We start from the raw sequence: 17315 nt of genomic DNA on the forward strand, positions 1-17315 counted from the left end.
TCTCTTTCTCGGCGGTGGAGGTTGTCACGACGCAGCCTCCAGGGGGATGGGCTGGTCGACGTGCTCGGTGGCCATGGGACTCAGTGACCAGCTGCACCACACCCACTTACCGCGACGGTTCCCCCGCCTGCGGTATCCCCAGTCGTCCGAGAACGCCTCCACCAGCGCTAACCCGCGGCCGGACTCGTCGTCGGCCGACTCGCGGCGTTGCACCGGAAGAGCGGAAGAGACATCGGCGACCTCGATGAGGACCGTCTCGTCGCGCTGCTGCAACACCATCACGATCGGCCCTGAGGTGTGCTGCAGGGCATTGGTCACGAGTTCTGACGCGACGAGCACCATGTCGTCCGCCAGGTTGTCCAGGCCCCATGCGGCCAGCGTGTCGTGCACGGTCCTGCGCGCCCTGGACACGGATTCCGGACTGGGCTCCAGAGGCGTCGCGACCGCGCGCAGGATGCGGCCGACCGACGGCCGCGATCCGGTGGCCGTCATCATTCCCACCTGCGCAATGCGTCCTGGACTCGCCGTACGACCCTCGTGCTGTTGCTGAAACGGCTGACCGAGGCGCAATCGGCGCCCTCACCGGCCGGAGTCGCCCACGGCTGCACGGCCAGAGTGGTGGGACAGGCCCGGCCACCCGGACGTAGGGGAAGCGGCCGTCTGTCCTGGAGGGCCAGTGGAGGGCTTTCCTGCATCGCGGCGAGGCTCCTTTGGAAGGGACGGACAAGACCGAGCGGGATCTCAACCACCGTGTACGTTGCCGGTGATAGCTCCTCGCACTCGGTGACGGCGACCAGAGTGGGCCTGATGTGGATCTCACCGGCATGGCCCAGCAGATAGCGTCCGGCGCTCTTCCGGGTGACAAACGTCGCGCGCGGGTAGCGTCGAAGTGTCGTCTGAGCCAAGGGCGTTGCATTCGGAGCAGGTGACGGGATCCCCTGCTTGCGAGGGAGCCGCAGGCCCAGGGCCGACGGCGGATGGTCAGTGGTCTTCTTGGCCGAGAGGGGCCGACGATGGATGAACGTCCCAGGACGCTGCTCAAGGCTCTGGTGGCCCAACGCCACTGGCGTTACAGCGACTTCTTGGCCCACTTCACGCGCATCGCCGAGAAGGTCGTCAAGAAGGGCACCGCGAACCCGACGATCTTCGAGGCGCAGTTCCGCCGATGGACCGCGGGAGCCATCCGGACCCTGCCGAGCCCGGACGCGTGCCGGGTGCTGGAGGAGATGTTCGGCGTCAGTGCCGCCGCCCTGTTCCAGGGGCCGCCCTCGCCCGAGTCACCCGCACCCGTATTCAGCCTGAAAGACGAGATCGACATGACCGCACGCGACGCATCCAGCGAGGCCGGCGCCGCCGCCTCCGCGTCCATCTCCGACACCACTCTCGACCAGTTGCGAGACGACGTCGCCGAACTCGCCCGCCGCTACCACTCCTTCTCGGCGTTCGAGGTCCTCCAGACCGCGCGCAGGCTGAGGGAGGAAGCCGAACAGCACCGCGACCGCACCCAGGTGCCTGCCCAGCAACAGCACCTGCTGATCATCGCGGGCCAAGCCTGCGCACTGCTGTCCGCGGCGGCCTTCGACCTCGGTTCCCTCGACGGCGCCACCCGCCTTGCCCGCGCCTCCGCCCTGTACGGGGAGACCGCCCGCTTCACGCCGCTACGGGCCTTTGCCGGAGGCGCTCTCGCCTACATCGCCTACTTCTCCGGCCGCCCCGCCGAGGCAGCCCAGATCGCGCAACGCGCGCAGATGCTCACCGGCCTCGGCGACGTCGCGCACCGCCGCCTGGCAGCCATCGAGGCACGCGCGCACGGCCACCGAGGCGACGCCGCCTCCGCCCAGCAGGCCATTGACGTCTCCCATCGGGAGGGACGCGGTGAGACCGACGACCTGCACGAAGGCGTGGCCGGCGAATTCGGCTTCCCCGGCGAGCGGTTGGCCATGTCCAACGCCTCGACCTGCCTGCTCCTCGGTGACGGCGAACAGGCCGAGGCCGCAGCCCGCACCGCCCTGGAGCTGGTAACCAGCAAGCCCGAGGCACTGCGCTCCGCACACGTCGTGGGCGGCGCCGCCGCGGACCTGGCCGCCGCGCGGCTGCTGAGCAGCGATCTCGATGGAGCCGCCGAAGCCCTCGAACCAGTCTGGACCGTGCCAGGTGAGCAACGCGCCACCGGCCTGCTGACCCGCATTGCGCGCATCCGCCGGGCCCTGACCGACGAATGCTTCCGCCGAACGCCCCTCGCCGACGAGATCGGTGATCGCCTGGAGCACTTCAGCCGACTCGCCGCCCAGCACCAGCTTGGTGCGGGCGCCGGAGCGGTGGCCGCCCTGGAGGGATGAGGGAACTCAGGAAGCGGAGGCCAGGGCAGCGAGGATCCTGGCCTCCTTCTCGGGGGCGAGCCCGTGCTCCGCCCAGCGGGGGTGATCCACAGGGCGACCGTCCGCCCGCAGCCACGCCCAGGTGTCCGTGATCGTCTCGGTGAGCGGACGGCACCGCAGACCGGCCTCCACCGCACGGCCGGCATCCACCGACCACACCCCTGTGTGAGTACGCCACAGGGGCAGTTCGGTCCACTGCCGCACTCCGTGCTCGGCGAGCAACTCCGGCTCCACCCAGACCAGGTGGCCGTCCGTCTCGGTGATGGCGAGGCACGCGAGCAGGAAGTCCCCGAAGCCCATCCCCTCAGGGTGGGCCACGTTGAAGGCACCGCCGGTGGTCGCAGCTGCCTGGTCCACGGCGAAGGCCGCGACATCGCGCACGTCGACCGGCTGGATGAGCCGGTCGGCCGGAGCCGGCGCCAGCACAGGTCCGCCCCGGCCGGCCCGGTTCAGCCACCACGGCAGCCGACCCACGTACTCACCCGGCCCAAGAATGACCCCGGGCCGCAGAAACACCGCCCGCTCACCGAACGCCCGCTCCCCGCCGGCCTTCTGAAACCCGTACTTGGTGGGCGAACCGTCCGAGCCCGTGTGGCCGAAGGACTCGTCCGCGTCGGACGGGCAGTCCAGCACCTCGGACGACTCGGTCAGGGTCTTGTGCGGCCACCCCGAATACACCGACACGGTGGAGACGTGCACCCACCGGGACGCCGTATCACGCAGCGCCTGTGCGGCCAGCCGCACGTCACGCGGCGGCAGCTCGGAACTCGACGTGTCGATCACGGCATCCCAAGGACCCTGGGAAGCAAGCCGGTTGAGGTCCGCTACTTCGGTACGGTCGCCGTGGACCGCGCGCACCTCGGGCACATCCCGCCCGGACAGACCGCGGTTGAACGTCGTCACGTCCCAACCGCGGCGTAGCGCCTCGTCCACGATGCTCCTGCCCAGGAACCACGTACCGCCCAAGACCAGAATCCTCATGCCCAGAATCCTGCCCTTCCCGAGGACCCAGGAGAAGAGACCCCAGCCCAGCGGTGGGGAACAGAGCCTTGTTTCAAGGGCGTCAGCGTGGCCCGCGCCAGCTGATCACCGTGGTCGCGGGCAGGGCCACGGTGACGGTCACCGTCGGCGTGGTCGCGCCGCTTCCTGCTGGGGGATGGCTGCCGCGACGGGCGTCGGAGCGGGGTTCGGCTTTGGGCGGCGTGGCGGCGCGGTGACGTATCCGAGGTGGTGCAGCCGCCAGACGAGGACGTCGCTGGCCGAGTCGGCGCTGTCGAGTTCGCGTTGGGCGGCTGCTTTGGCAAGCAGGGCGGCCGTGTTGTGGCCAGCATGTTCGGCCTGGTCGAGGACGGCTGTCAGTCCGTCCCAGCCGGGCTCGGCCTGGAGGCGGTCGGCGAGGTGGGGTAGGGCGGCGTGGACCGTGGCGGTGTGGCGTCGTCGGTTCGGGGCGGGCAGGTGTTCGCCGTGGGCGCGCAGTGTGGCCAGTGGGCCGGCAGCGGTGGCCTGGTAGGCGGTACGCAGGTGGCGGGCGGTGAGCTGTGCGGCCTCGGCCTGCTGGGCGTGGCCGCGGGCGGCGTGCCAGCGGGCGGCAGCGACAACGGCCAGGATCACGACATCGAGGATCAGGGCGGTGGCGGCGCCGTCCGGGCCGCGGCCGAGGGCTGTGCCGGAGTGGACGATCTGGCCGACTGCACGGCGCAGGGCGTACATCTCCTCGTTCTTGGCGCGGATGTGGGAGCGACTGGCACGCTCGAAATGCCGTGCGGCTGCTTGCAGTTCGGTGCGGCTGGATCGGGGTGAGGTCTGGGCGAGAGCGTCGAGGACCTCGCCGATGCCGATCAGCTGGGCCGCCGCTGTGTTGTCGTCCGCGGACGTCATCGACGCGAGGGCGGAGTCGGCGGCCTGGACAGCGACGTAGCGGGCGCGGGCTGGTGCCGAGGCGCCGCTCGGCTCCAGGGCCGTGGCCTGCGCGGCCGTGTCCGTGGGGATGGTGAACCGTTTCCGGATGCGGGGCAGGGAGAGGTCGGGGGCGAGGGTGGATCCGGCGAACCAGATGGGCTCCTGGGTGTCGTTGCGGTCGCCGACCATGGCGACCTTGTAGCCGAGCGCATCACCGGAGGGTGCGGTGCGCTTCTTTATGCGTACGCCTTCCGCGGCGAGCCGGTCGAAGAACTCCGCCTCGTCGGCGGCGCCGGCCAGGGCGCGGCGGACGTGCTCGTGCAACAGCTCACGGGAGGCGGCTTCCTGACCGAGGCGTTCGGCCTTGTGGCGCTCGGCGCTGGTGGGGCGCTTGGCGGCGGTGCCGTCGCCTTCCTTGAGGCGGCGGAGCCCGAACTCCTTCTCGATCTTGCGGCATTCGGCCTGGGCGCGGGTGCCGTCCTTGTGGTGGCGGGGTCGGGTGCGGTCGGCGCGGACGAGGGTGGCGACGATGTGGATGTGGTCGGGAGCGTGGCGCACAGCGATCCAGCGGCAGGCTTGGTCGTCGCCGTCGGGGACGATGCCGGTGGCATTCAGGACCCGGCGGGCGACGATCGCCCATTCCTCGTCGGACAGGATCCGGTCGCCGGGGGCTGTACGGACGGGGCAGTGCCACACATGCTTCTTCGGCGCGTTGTCGCCGAGGGCGTCGACCCACAGGTCGAGGTCGGCGGCCAGGTCGCTGAAGGTGGCGTGCGCATCGCGGCCGGGGTCGGGCAGGTGGGGGTCGTAGGCGGCGACGAGGTGGGGGTCGACGTGGGCCTCGATGTCGCTGGTGCGGTAGAGGTAGTGGATCAGCCCGATGGTGCGGGAGCCGCGGGAGACGTCGGGGACCAAGGTCTCAGCTCACCAGCTTCCGTGCGGCGGTGCGGATCTCGGTGGCGGCACCCGCGACGGCGTCGGCGGCGCGGGCGATGTGGGGTGCGTCGCCACCGGAGTTGAGGACCTTGGCTATCTGGTTGAGGTTGGTGCCGGCGCGCACCAGCTGGATGCGGGCGGCTTCGAGGACGTCGAGGGCCTCGTCGTGGTCCAGGCGAGGGCGCCCGTGGATTTCGGCGTGGACGGCCTGGGCGATGAAGCGGGCCTTGGAGATGCCCTTGGCGTCGGCGGCCTCCTGGATCTCGGTGGCCTCGGCGGTGCTGGCGCGGAAGGTCTGGCGCTCGGAGCGCTGCTTGGGCTGCCGGGAGCGGCGACGTCCTCCCCGCCCGGCCTTGGCCGACGGCTCCTGCCGCTGTTCGTGGCCGCCCTCGGCCACGAACCCCTGACCCGGCGCCCCCTGGTGACGGGCCTCCTCCGCCACCCCCGAGGCGGAGGCAAGCGCACTGGACCGGCCATGGGACGGTCCAGTGCTACAGCTTGCTCCGTCTGGGGCAGGGGTGGTGGTCGTCTCCTGCTGGGGTGTGGGGAGTTGGTGGTGCTCACCGGACATTGGTTTCTTCTCCATGGAGTCGTGCGGGATGCGGACCGTAAGCGCGGGCGTGGACCCGAGGACCGCGAGGGGCAGTCACAGGGCGGGGCTTGGGAGTCGGCGTGGTGCAGGTGAAGAGCTGAAGTGCTGGGGCGCGGGCTGGCAGCGACGCTCAGGAGGCTGTGCCTGGCGTTGGCGGAACGTGATCCGCCAACGCCCTGCGTTCTGCCGTAGCGCTCATGTGGCGACGGCGTCCTTGGCGGCATTCAGTTCCGCCCTGACGATGTCGGCGGCCTTCTGGGCGCCGTCCTTGCTGATCGAGTAGCCCTTGGCCCGGACCGCCTTCTCCAAGGCAGGGCGGGGGACTTGGCCGGTATCGGCCCCTATGGCGCGGGCCATGGTCAGCAGCTCCTCGTCGGGTACGGTGCGTTTGCGCCGGTCCGTCCTGGGCACCGTCATGGCGCTGGCGGGCTTCGCCTCGGGCATGGGCACGTCGTTCGCCTTGGCGGGCACCCCGGTGTTGGCGTCGTCCGTCTCCTCGTGGCGGATCTGGCGGTCCTGCCTTGGCATGGCGGATTCGGCGGGCGGCGTGCCGAGGGTCGCGTCCGCCATGGCGCCGTCGCCGCCGAGGTGGCGGTTCATCACGAGGTAGAGGTGGACGGCGCCGGCGAGTGCGAGTGGAGCGATGCCGGACAGAGCGCCGACAGTCGCGTTGTTGAGGCGTAGTCGGGTCCCTTCGTTGAGGCCGACGGCGTGTACGACGTTGGCCCAGATGCTGGTGAGGGTGGCAACGCCGACGAGCGCCCACACGTACAGGCGGGAGCGCAGCGGGGCCCCGCGCAGGATGAGCAGAGCAACGATGCCGATGGCGATGAACCCGTCGATCACGAGGGGGAAGAGGTAGGTGAGCAGCCCGCGCACATGGCTGGCGACGGCCATCTGCCGCAGCGCGTCGTAGGAGAGTGCGAAGCCGATGGTGGCGAGCAGGACGATGCCGACGCGGATGGTGAGGCTGCCGCGGACGGCGGCCGGGGCTGTCGGTGCAGGGGAAGGCAAGGCAATCGCTCCGGGAACGCAGGGCACTGGGGCTTGAGGAGAGGTGCACTCCCACGCGGACCCCTCTACAAGGAGGGGGCCGCGCGTGAGTAACCGGTGGTGTGAGGTGTGTGTGGGTTCGCGTGAGCTTCTGACCTGGTCTTTTACCGGCTGGGTAGCCCCGCGTGAGGGGCCTGTGAGTCCGTCGCCGGGACCTGGGCCGTGAGCGCCAGCGTGAGTCGCCGTTCCGGCGCCGGACGCCTCCCCGGCACCGGAACCCATTTCCGTCAGGAGACGACGGCCATGTGTCGTGCCGTGGCCCGGTAGCGGACCTGGCGGCTGCCGCCCGGCTCCTGTTCCTTGGTGGCCTGCCCGACCTCGTGGAGGGCCTTCAGCGTGCGCCGGGCCCTCTCCTGCTCCTTGGCGCTCGGGTCCGCCTCTCCGGTCATCAGGGCCGCGAGTTCCCTGCTGGTGAGGCCGCCCGGTGCATCGCGCAGCAGGGTGTACGGGTCGAGGGGTACGTCGACGCGCGAGGTGCCGCGCCGGTGGTCGTGGACGACCGTGAGGGGGCCGATCTCACCGGTCACCGTCTTGGCGTGGTGGAGCTTGACCGTCGCGTCGCCCGCTCCCCCGCTCAGAAACATGACGCTGCCCGCACCCGCCGTGAACCAGGTGGTGCCGTACACCTTGTCCAGCGTCGGGCGTCCGCCGGGCTTGGCGTCCGCTGCGGACTTGCGCTGGTGGTGCAGTTCCAGCAGTTCGGCGCCGGACCGCAGCAGCTGCTGGCGGGCGCGGTTGTAGGCACCGACGGCCTCGTCGTCGGTGAGCTTGCCGACGATGTCCTTGACACTGTCGATGACCACGGTGTCGGCGTCGTGGTGGGCGGCGAGTTCGGCGAGCAGGTTCGGCTCGCGGTCGAGCGTGGCCGGAAGCGGTCCTCCCCAGACGACGAGCCGGTCGCGGAGGGTCTCCTCGTCGATCGGGCGTACCAGGCGTCGCAGGGCACGGGCGATCTGCGGCGGCCGGTCCATGGCGAGGTAGAGCACGCGCCTGCCCTCGGTGACGGGCATCCCGAGCACCAGCGCCTGGAAGCCGAGCCGAGCCATGACGAGCTGGTGGGCGATGGTGCTCTTGCCGACCCCCGGCGGGCCGACCAGCATCAGGCTCTCGCCGCTCGCCCATCCCGTCTGCTCGGGCGTGCCCCATACCGGCGGGACCTCGGTGCCGAGGCTGTTGACGAAGTCCCAGCCGTCGACGGCGAACCGGCTGAGCCTGCCGCCACCACTCGATCCGCGCCAGTCGGTGCTGTCGAGGGCGCTCTGCAGCAGCACGCGTATCTGGGCAGGGTCGGCGCCTTCTGCACCGCTCTGCTGCAGGGTGTGCACCGCCGCTGCCTGAAGGCGGCGCAGCTCCGCCTTCTCCCGCACGATCTCGGCGTAGTAGTCGCAGTTGGCCGGCCCGGGGGTCGCGCCGGCGAGAGTGTGGAGGTAGGGGGATCCGCCGACGCGGGTGAGGGCGCCGACCCGTCCGAGTTCCTCGCCGAGCGCGATGGGATCGGTGGGCGATCCCTCGTCGCGCAGGGAGAGCAGGGTCCGCCAGATGTCGCTGTGCGCGGGTCGGTAGAAGTCGATGGCCTGCAGAATCGGCCGGGCGGCATCGACAGCCGCCGCGCTGTACATGCAGGCGCCGAGCACGGCTTGCTCCGCCTCCAGGTTGTGCGGCGGTACGGACAGACCGAGACCGTCGACCTCGTCGAAGCGGGTGTTGGTCTGAGGGGATGCGTTGCGGGCGGGCGAGAACGTACCCTGGGGCACAGAACTTCCTCACTCGGTGCCGTATGGGCTGGCAGGCCCGGCACCGGGACAGATCGTTTATGGGCGGTCGTCTGGGAGTCGTTTCGGCCTTCGGCGCTCCAACGCCGGGGGCCGCTCCCATATCTGCGGCTGCTGCTGCGTCTACGCGGCCTTCGCGTACGTGGTGGTCGTCATCAGGTCGGCCAGTCGCGCCGCGCTGTGCGGGCTGATCGTCGTCCTGAATCCCGCGCAGACACGTTCCAGGGCTTGGGCGCGGGCCGCTTCCTGGGCCTCTCGGCGGCCGGACGGTCGTACGGAGACTGCGGTGTCCTGGCGCTCCGGCAGCAGTGGCATGGGCAGGTCCTTGCTGACGGTGCGGGGCTGGCAGGCCCCGCACCGCCGTCGTTCGATGGGCGGTCGGTCGTGCGCTCGGTCCCGAGGTGCTCCAACACCTGGGGCCGTGCGTGTCGCCTACGAAGGACTGGCAGGTCCTCCGCGACTGAGCTCTTAGTTTCCGGAGATTCGCCGGTTGGGGTAACCGGCGATCCGTGGTTATACTCCGCGGCTCCCTTGACGGGCACAGAGCTCAGAGACCGTGACCTTCATGGCCTACAGCGGGTTCTGCTCGATGGCGATCCGGTCCCAGTCGAAGACCCCGCTCGGTTTGCCGGACGCGTCAATGACTACCCCGGAGAACAGGAATCGCAGCACCGCGTTGCGCCGCTCGTCGGTCATCTCCTCGGCGTGCCAGGCAGCTTTCGCTCCGGGGCCCGTCAGCCCGTCCAGCAGCTTCATCGGCCGTACGACCAGACGACGCTGGGCCTTGGCGATGCGGTCGGTGATCTCCTTGCGCATCTTGCGGTACTCCGCCGTGGAGATCTCCTTCGCGGTCCACATCCCGTTCAGCTCGACGAGCTGCCGCTGATCGGCCTCGACGGACTCCGTCGCGGCGTCCGGCAGGGAGGTCGAGGCGAGTTTCCCGGAGACTGTGAGCCTGCCGAGCAGGTCGATGGCGGCCTCCGTGACGAATTTCTCCAGTTTCACCGCGACGATGCGCCGCACGCACTTCTTGTCGCCGTTGCGGCTCTTGCGCGTACACAGGTAGGACGGCACCGCGCCGACCTTCGTGCCGGACATGAGCGTGCCGCAGCGCGAGCACATGACCAGTCCACGCAGGAGATAGAAGCGGCGCAGTTCCAGGTTGGTCTGGTGGACCGCGGAGCGGTACTCGCGCCGGGCCCGGGTCTCATCCCAGGTACCCCGGTCGATGATCGCGGGCCACTTGCCCGGCCCGACCTCTTCACCCTGGTGCATACGGATGCCGGCGACGTGACGGGAGTCGAGGAGCGCGCGGACCGTGCCCTGTGACCATTCCTTGCCGTACACGGTCTTGATGCCGCGCTTGTGGAAGACGAGGGCGATCGCGCTCGGGCTCTGGCCCTTGAGGTACCGGTCGAAGACCTCTCGGACGATCTCAGCCTCGTCCTTCTTGATGGTCACGCCGTCCGTCTCGTACCCGAAACGGCGCTTGCCCGAGTGCGGCAGACCGTTCTCGGCGCGTTCCTTCAGCGCCGACTTGAGCCGCCGGGAGGTGTCGTCGGACGACCGGCAGGCATGGGCTACCTCGATGCGCAGGATGAACCGGTCGTCGGGGTCCGACAGGTCCCGCCGGTTCGCCTCGCCGTGCAGCGTGATCCGGTGCTCGTCGGAGACCTGGAGCAGTTCCTCCAGGTCCCTCGGCTGCCGCATCAGCCGGTCCGGGTGGTACGCGATGACGTGCCGGAACTCGTGCCGCTGGGCGCGTTCGAGAAGCTGGTCCCAGCCCGGCCGCTTGCGGCCACGGCTCCACGCCGACCTGCTGTTGTCCACGAAGACGTGGGCGGGGTCGATCGTGAGTCCCCGACGCTCGGCGATCTCTCTGCAGATACGTTCCTGCCGATCGACGCCGGTCTGGTCGTCGTCGTCGGCCTGGGATATCCGGCAGTAGAGAGCCGCAGGCTCACCTGGGGTTATGGTCGGCTCGTGGGGCCTGGGTCGTCGCATAGGACCGATGGTATGAGCATGCAGTGGGCTCACCGAACTTCCGGCACCCGGTGACCCTCGCCAAGGAACTGATCTCCCTCGACGACATCTCCGGCGGCCGGATCACCCTCGGCGTCGGCGCGGGCGGCACGGGCTTCGACGCCACCGCGCTCGGCCAGGAACCCTGGACTCCGCGTGAGCGCGCCGACCGGCTCGCCGAGTTCGTCCCCCTGCTCGACCGACTGCTCACCGAGGACTCCGTCTCGTACGAGGGCGACTACTACTCCGCCCACGAGGCACGCAACATCCCCGGCTGCGCACAGCGCCCCCGGCTCCCCTTCGCGGTGGCCGCCACCGGGCCGCGCGGGATGCGGCTGGCCGCGCGGTACGGGCAGGCGTGGGTGACGACCGGGGACCCCAAGCTGTTCGAGTCGGGCACCCCCGAGCAGTCGGTTCAGGCCATCCGGGGACAGGTCGAGAGGCTGGCCGACACGGCCGCCACGCTCGGCCGGGACACGACTGGACTCGACAGGATCCTCCTCACGGGATTCACCCCGGACCGCGGCCGGCCACTGGAGTCGCTGGACGCGTTCGTGGACTTCGCCGGCCGCCACGCCGAGCTGGGCTTCACCGACCTCGTGATCCACTGGCCGATCCCGGACTCCGACTTCGCCGCGGACGAGAAGGTGTTCGAGCGGATCGCCATGGAGGCACCGGCCCAGCTGGCCTGAGGGCGCTCCGGAGCGGTCACGGGCACGGGTGCCGACCGCCCGCCAGAGCACGAGGGTGGCCGGTCGAACAACGCGGGTGACGAACCCGGCCAGGACGGTGGTCACTCACCTGTGCGGGCGCCCGCACGACCGTGCGCGCATATGCGCGACAATGGGCTCCGTGACCTCAGCGACGCGACAGCCCGAGACCCCGGCCCCGACCGTCCCGCTCCGGCTGATAGCCACGGACCTCGACGGCACCCTGCTCCACGACGACAAGTCGGTCTCCCCTCGCACCGTCGCCGCCCTCGCGGCCGCCGAGGAGGCCGGTGTCGAGGTGTTCTTCGTCACCGGCCGCCCCGCCCGCTGGATGGATGTCGTCAGCCGGCACGTCCACGGCCATGGCCTCGCCATCTGCGGAAACGGCGCCGCCGTGGTCGACCTGCACGGCGGCCCCGGTGCCCATCGCTTCGTCAAGGTCCGCGAGCTGGCCCGGGAGAACGCGCTGGACGCCGTACGGCTGCTGCGCGAGGCCGCTCCGGGCACGGTGTACGCGGTCGAGCAGACGTACGGCTTCAACCAGGAGCCCGAGTATCCGAAGCTCCACATGGAGATCCCCGACGCCCTCGCACCGGCCGAGAAGCTGCTGGCCCCGGGGGGTGTGGCCGACGACGAGCCGGTGCTGAAGATCCTCGCGTACCACCCGTCGATCGACCCCGACGACTTCCTCGCCACCGCCCGGATCGCCGTCGGCGACCGCGCCACCATCACCCGCTCCAGCCCCAGCGCCCTGCTGGAGATCAGCGGACCGGGCGTCTCCAAGGCCAGCACCCTCGCCCTGTGCTGCGCCGAGCGCGGCATCTCCCACGAGGAGGTCGTCGCCTTCGGTGACATGCCGAACGACGTCGAGATGCTCACCTGGGCGGGCCAGTCGTACGCCATGGGCAACGCCCACCCCGACGTCCTCGCGGCTGCCTCCGGCCGGACCGTGGCCAACAACGAGGACGGAGTGGCGGTCGTGATCGAACGCCTGCTGGCGGAACGGCTGTAACCAGCGACCACAGCCACCCCGGCACCGAAACACCGAGCACCGGCCACAGCTCCGGCCCCAACCACAGCCCCGACTCCGACTCCGGCTACAACTCCACCCCGTGCTTCCGCAGCCACGGCACGGGGTCCACGCCCGACCCCAGCTCCGGGGTGACGCGTACCTCGAAGTGCAGATGCGGCCCGGTGGAGTTGCCGGTGGTGCCCGCCTGGCCGATCCACTGCCCCGCCGTCACCCGGTCGCCCTGGTCGACGGTGACGGCGGCGAGGTGCGCGTACTGCGTGTAGTAACCGTCCGCGTGCTCGACGACGATCTCCATGCCGAAGGCGCCCCCGCACGACACCTTCACCACCCGCCCCTCCCCGACCGCCCGCACCGGCGCGCCGATCGGCACCGCGAAGTCCTGCCCGGTGTGCCGACTGACCCAGCGCTCACCACCGCTGCCGTAGCCCGCGGAGAGTTCGTACGTGGCCACCGGCGCCACCCATGCCCTCGATCGCCCGTCGTCCGGCTGGTCGAGCCGGACGGCTCCCCGGCAGGCGCCGGCCGCGACCGCCGCGTCGGCCTGGCCCTGGAGCGTCCACTGCGCCTCTTCGAGCTTCTGCTGGATCGTCTGCTTGACCCCGGAGAGCCCGGTCTTCCACTCCTCCAGCGCCCGCCAGGCCCTCGCGGCCTTCGCCTCGTCCGCGGCGAGCCTCGTCTCCGCGCGACGACTCTTCGACACGGCGTTGTTGACCGCCAGATCGGCCTGCCAGGCGGCTCGCCGACCACGCATCAGCTCCTCGGGATTCTCCGCGAACAGCATCTGCGCGGTGTACGGCACCCCGCCGCCCTCGCGGTACTGGGCGCGCGCGATCCGGCCGAGGTCGGCGTTCAGCACCGCGATCTGCTTCCGCTCCCGCGCGAGCAGCTTCTCCAGCCGCCGCGCCTTCGTCTTCTGCGCCTCCGCCGCCTGCCGCCCCGCCTCGTACCGCCGCGTCGCCACCGCCGCTTCCTCGAACAGCCTCGCCACCCGCGCGCTGACGCCTTCCTCGCTGTGCGTACCCGGCACCCCACCGCCATCGCCTTCGGCCACTGTCGGCCGGGCCACGACGATCACCGAGGCACAGAGCACCACGGCGACGAACAGCGGGTGTCGGCGAGAGAAGCGCATAACAGCGATCGTGGCCCGCCCCGCCGCCGCAGTCCTGTTCGAGTCGTACGGCTGGGGGACGCGGTGCCCCGGACGGGCCAAGGGCCTGGGCCGAACAGGGGCCAAGACACACGGTGTTCGGCGCGGAGACTTGCGTGAGAGACCAACTTCCGCGAGACAGCCCCGGCCGGAAGAGCCGCTGGGGCCGGCCGGACACCCGGCTGGCCCCAGCCGCGGCCCCGCCCCTCGGACTCTCCTCGGCGCGGCCACGCGGCGCTCGGCTCAGACCGCGGCCAGCAGTTCGCCCGCCGCCTCCCGCTCCACCATCGCCCGCAAGGGCCCGTCCATCAGGACCAGTTCCGCGTATGTGCCGCGCTGCACGACGTGTCCCTCCGCGAGCACGACGACCTCGTCCACGGCGTCGAGGCCGGCCAGCCGGTGGGTGATCAGCAGGGTCGTACGGCCCTCGGTGGCGGCCAGCAGATCCGCGGTGAGCGCGTCGGCCGTCGGCAGGTCCAGGTGTTCGGCGGGCTCGTCGAGGACGAGGACCGGGAAGTCGGCCAGCAGCGCGCGGGCGAGGGCGAGCCGCTGACGCTGGCCGCCGGACAGCCGGGCCCCGTGCTCGCCGATCAAGGTGTCCAGCCCGTCGGGCAGTTCGTCGGCCCAGTCGAGCAGCCGTGCCCGCGCGAGCGCGTCCCGCAGTTCCGCCTCGCCCGCGTGCTTCCTGGCGAGCAGCAGGTTCTCCCGCACCGAGCTGTCGAAGAGGTGCGCGTCCTGGGCGCACAGCCCCACGAGTCCCCGTACGGCGTCCCCGTCGAGCGCGTAGGCGTCCACGCCGCCCAGCGTGTACGTCCCTTCCCGTGCGTCCAGGAAGCGCAGCAGGACCTGCGCGAGCGTCGTCTTGCCCGCTCCCGAGACGCCCACCACGGCGATCCTGCGCCCCTGTTCGAGGGTGACGTCCAGCCCGACCAGCGCGTCTCGGTCCTGCCCGGCGTACCGCGCGCCGAGGCCTGTGAGCCGCAGCGGAAAGGGCGAGACCGGTGCTTCGGCAGGCGTCTCCGGTTCGCGTACGGGGTCGGGGGCGTCCAGCACCTCGTACACGCGCTCCGCGCTCCTGCGTACCCGCTGGCGGAACTGGACGGCCAGGGGCATCCCCAACACCGCCTCGAACGCGGCCAGCGGGGTGAGCACGACGACGGCCATGGCCACACCGCTCAGCCGCCCGTCGACGACGGCCTGTGCGCCGAAGAGCGCGGTGGCGGCGACGGTGAGCCCGGAGACGAGCGCGGTGAACCCGTCGCCGAGCGCGGTGGCGGTGGCGGCACGAGAGGCGATCCGGGTGAGCGCCCGGTCCGCGCGGCGCGCCTCGGCGGTACGGAGGGGCAGGGCGCCCGCGACCGTCAACTCGGCGGTGCCGGTGAGCAGATCGGCCACGCGGGTGGCCAGCACTCCACGGGCGGGCGCCAGCCGGTGCTCCGCCCGCCGGGCCACGGCTCCGGTCACGAGCGGCACCCCGGCCCCGGCCACGAGCAGCCCGACGGCGAGTACGGCACCGGCCTCGGGCAGCAGCCAGGCGGTGAACCCGACGGAGGCGGCGGAGACGGCCACCGCGGCCCCGGCGGGCAGCAGCCAGCGCACCCAGTAGTCCTGCAAGGCGTCCACATCGGCGACCAGCCTCGAGAGCAGGTCGCCGCGCCGGGTCGTCCGCAGCCCGGCGGGCGCCAGCCGCTCCAGTCTCCGATAGACGGCCACCCTTGTGTCGGCCAGCATCCGCAGCACCGTGTCGTGCGACACGAGCCGCTCCGCGTAGCGGAACACCGCCCGCCCGATCCCGAAGGCACGCGTCGCGGTCACCGCGACCATCAGATACAGCACCGGAGGCTGCTCCGAGGACCGCGAGATCAGCCACCCGGAGGTCGCCATCAGCCCGACGGCGCTGCCCAGCGCGAGACTGCCGAGCAGCAGGGCGAGGGCGAGCCGGCCCCGGCGCGGCCCGGCCATCCGGCGCACGCGGGTCAGTACACGTCCACCCTGTTCCAGCGGCAGATCCTCGCCGGGTGCCGATGCCAGGGCCTCCTGTCGTTCCGGCAGACGCGGCACGGCGGCCCCGTCGCGCCCGACGGCCGATGCCGCTCCGCGCCCCGGGATCTCCTCCAGCCGCACCACCCGGTCAGCCACCTCCAGCAGCGCCGGCCGATGGACCACCAGCAGTACCGTCCGGCCCACCGCCAGCCGTCGTACCGCCTCCACGACCTCCGCCTCGGTCTCCCCGTCCAGCGAGGCCGTCGGCTCGTCGAGGAGCAGCACGGACCGGTCGGCGAGGAACGCGCGGGCGAGGGCGAGTCGTTGCCGCTGTCCGGCGGAGAGACCGGCGCCGTCCTCACCGAGGACCGTCTCGGCCCCGGCGGGCAGCGCGTCCACGAACTCCAGCGCCCCCGCGTCGCCCAGCGCCCGCCGTACCGCCATGTCGTCCGCGTCAGGCCGGGCCAGCCGTACGTTCTCGGCGATCGACCCGGCGTACAGATGAGGCCGCTGCGGCACCCAGGCCACGTGTGAACGCCACTCGGCCAGGTCGAGCGAGGCGAGATCGGCTCCCCCGACCCGGACAGTGCCCGTTGTCGCCCGGGTGAACCCCAGCAGGACGTTCAGCAGCGTCGACTTGCCCACCCCGCTCGGCCCGACGAGGGCCACCGTCTCGCCGGGGGCCACGGTGAGGGAAACGCCCGAGACGGCGTCGTGTGTCCGACCGGGGTGGCGGACGGTCACCCCGTCGAAGTGGATGTCACCGGCGGACGGCACGACACCGGCACCGGGCTCCGGCACCGGTGTCTCCAGGACCTCGAAGATCTCCTCCGCCGCCGCGAGTCCCTCTGCGGCAGCGTGGAACTGGGCGCCCACCTGCCGGACCGGCAGATACGCCTCGGGGGCCAGCACGAGGATGACCAGCCCGATGTACAGGTCCATCTCACCGTGCACGAGCCGCATGCCGATGGTGACCGCGACCAGCGCGACCGAGATCGTCGCGAGCAGCTCCAGCGCGAAGGACGAGAGGAAGGCGATCCGCAGTGTCCGCATGGTCGCCTGGCGGTACTCGCCGGTGATCCGCTTGATCGACTCGGCCTGTGCCTTGGCCCGGCCGAACACCTTCAGCGTCGGGAGCCCGGCGACGACATCCAGAAAGTGCCCCGACAGCTGTGACAGCAGACGCCACTGACGGTCCATCTGCGAGCGGGTGGCCCAGCCGATGAGCACCATGAAGACCGGGATCAGCGGCAGCGTGCCGACGATGATCGCCGCCGACACCCAGTCCTCGGTGACGATCCGCGCGAGCACCGCGACGGGCACGACGACCGCGAGGCCCAACTGCGGCAGATAGCGCGAGAAGTAGTCGTCCAGTGCGTCCACCCCGCGAGTGGCGAGGGCGACCAGCGAGCCGGTGCGCTGCCCGCTCAGCCAGCCGGGCCCCAGCGCGGTGGCCCGCTCCAGCAGCCGTCCCCTCAACTCCGACTTCACCGCCGCGCTCGCGCGATGGGCAGCCAGTTCGGTGAGCCAGGAGACCAGGGCCCGCCCCAGCGCGACCGCCACCAGGAGCAGCAGAGGGGTGCGGAGTTCGGCGACCGGCATCTCGTGCTGGAAGGCGCCGACCACCACTTCGGCGATGAGCATGGCCTGCGCGATGACCAGCGCCGCCCCGACAACACCCAGGCCGACGACGACTACCAGGAACAGCCGGGTGGCACGGGCGTACCGCAGCAGTCGCGGGTCGATCGGTTTCACGTGAAACACCCTCTTCTCAGCGGGCATGTTTCACG

The 17315-nt window shown here is 71.3% G+C and carries 12 protein-coding genes and 1 pseudogene; 3 read left to right on the plus strand and 10 right to left on the minus strand.

The window, feature by feature from the left end; translation table 11 throughout:
- Positions 1-24: 24 nt before the first annotated feature.
- Positions 25-495 (minus strand): ATP-binding protein, encoded by a 471-nt coding sequence (locus F9278_RS23705; protein ID WP_152170122.1) that lies wholly within the window; start codon positions 493-495, stop codon positions 25-27.
- 518 nt (positions 496-1013) lie between these two features.
- Between F9278_RS23705 and F9278_RS23710 the strand changes: the two genes are divergently transcribed.
- A complete protein-coding gene (locus tag F9278_RS23710; protein WP_152170123.1) occupies positions 1014-2339 on the plus strand; it encodes a tetratricopeptide repeat protein in 1326 nt (441 codons plus the stop codon).
- Positions 2340-2345: 6 nt separating this feature from the next.
- Here the strand turns inward: F9278_RS23710 and F9278_RS23715 are convergent, their stop codons facing one another.
- The 7 genes from F9278_RS23715 to F9278_RS23745 form a co-directional block, all read right to left on the minus strand.
- Positions 2346-3359, minus strand: coding sequence for an NAD-dependent epimerase/dehydratase family protein (locus tag F9278_RS23715; protein WP_152170124.1), 1014 nt, complete (start codon positions 3357-3359; stop codon positions 2346-2348).
- 138 nt (positions 3360-3497) lie between these two features.
- Complete coding sequence (locus F9278_RS23720) at positions 3498-5192, minus strand: relaxase/mobilization nuclease domain-containing protein (protein ID WP_152170125.1); 1695 nt, start codon at positions 5190-5192, stop codon at positions 3498-3500.
- 4 nt (positions 5193-5196) lie between these two features.
- The gene (locus tag F9278_RS23725) at positions 5197-5655 is read right to left on the minus strand and encodes a plasmid mobilization protein (RefSeq protein ID WP_152170126.1); all 459 of its coding nucleotides are present in this window, start codon (positions 5653-5655) and stop codon (positions 5197-5199) included.
- A 345-nt stretch (positions 5656-6000) separates the two neighbouring features.
- Positions 6001-6819 carry a DUF2637 domain-containing protein gene (locus tag F9278_RS23730; protein ID WP_226966895.1) on the minus strand — a complete coding sequence of 273 codons (819 nt, stop codon included), beginning with the start codon at positions 6817-6819 and terminating at the stop codon, positions 6001-6003.
- Between the two features lie 266 nt (positions 6820-7085).
- On the minus strand, positions 7086-8612 hold the full coding sequence (locus tag F9278_RS23735; protein WP_226966896.1) for a DnaB-like helicase N-terminal domain-containing protein: 1527 nt from the start codon (positions 8610-8612) through the stop codon (positions 7086-7088).
- Positions 8613-8753: 141 nt separating this feature from the next.
- Positions 8754-8945 (minus strand): hypothetical protein, encoded by a 192-nt coding sequence (locus F9278_RS23740; RefSeq protein WP_152170128.1) that lies wholly within the window; start codon positions 8943-8945, stop codon positions 8754-8756.
- 255 nt (positions 8946-9200) lie between these two features.
- Positions 9201-10634, minus strand: a complete 1434-nt coding sequence (locus F9278_RS23745; RefSeq protein ID WP_152170129.1) for a recombinase family protein — start codon at positions 10632-10634, stop codon at positions 9201-9203.
- A 23-nt stretch (positions 10635-10657) separates the two neighbouring features.
- On the opposite strand from F9278_RS23745, the pseudogene F9278_RS23750 reads away from it, so the two are divergent.
- Together F9278_RS23750 and F9278_RS23755 are read left to right on the plus strand one after the other, a co-directional pair.
- Positions 10658-11344 (plus strand): annotated as a pseudogene (locus F9278_RS23750) (LLM class flavin-dependent oxidoreductase); the annotation flags it as partial.
- A 160-nt stretch (positions 11345-11504) separates the two neighbouring features.
- Positions 11505-12374 (plus strand): HAD family hydrolase, encoded by an 870-nt coding sequence (locus tag F9278_RS23755; RefSeq protein WP_152170130.1) that lies wholly within the window; start codon positions 11505-11507, stop codon positions 12372-12374.
- Positions 12375-12459: 85 nt separating this feature from the next.
- On the opposite strand, the gene F9278_RS23760 is transcribed toward F9278_RS23755, so the two are convergent.
- Positions 12460-13524, minus strand: coding sequence for a M23 family metallopeptidase (locus F9278_RS23760; protein WP_152170131.1), 1065 nt, complete (start codon positions 13522-13524; stop codon positions 12460-12462).
- A gap of 261 nt (positions 13525-13785) precedes the next feature.
- A complete protein-coding gene (gene cydD, locus F9278_RS23765; protein ID WP_152170132.1) occupies positions 13786-17289 on the minus strand; it encodes a thiol reductant ABC exporter subunit CydD in 3504 nt (1167 codons plus the stop codon).
- Positions 17290-17315 lie beyond the last annotated feature (26 nt).

Source organism: Streptomyces phaeolivaceus (assembly GCF_009184865.1).
GTDB lineage: Bacteria > Actinomycetota > Actinomycetes > Streptomycetales > Streptomycetaceae > Streptomyces > Streptomyces phaeolivaceus.

Coding starts and splice junctions, on each gene's coding strand:
- F9278_RS23740 (WP_152170128.1), bottom strand. CDS start 8,945: ATGCCACTGCTGCCGGAGCGCCAGGACACCGCAGTCTCCGTACGACCG.
- F9278_RS23710 (WP_152170123.1), top strand. CDS start 1,014: ATGGATGAACGTCCCAGGACGCTGCTCAAGGCTCTGGTGGCCCAACGC.
- F9278_RS23760 (WP_152170131.1), bottom strand. CDS start 13,524: ATGCGCTTCTCTCGCCGACACCCGCTGTTCGTCGCCGTGGTGCTCTGT.
- F9278_RS23715 (WP_152170124.1), bottom strand. CDS start 3,359: ATGAGGATTCTGGTCTTGGGCGGTACGTGGTTCCTGGGCAGGAGCATC.
- F9278_RS23705 (WP_152170122.1), bottom strand. CDS start 495: ATGATGACGGCCACCGGATCGCGGCCGTCGGTCGGCCGCATCCTGCGC.
- F9278_RS23745 (WP_152170129.1), bottom strand. CDS start 10,634: ATGCGACGACCCAGGCCCCACGAGCCGACCATAACCCCAGGTGAGCCT.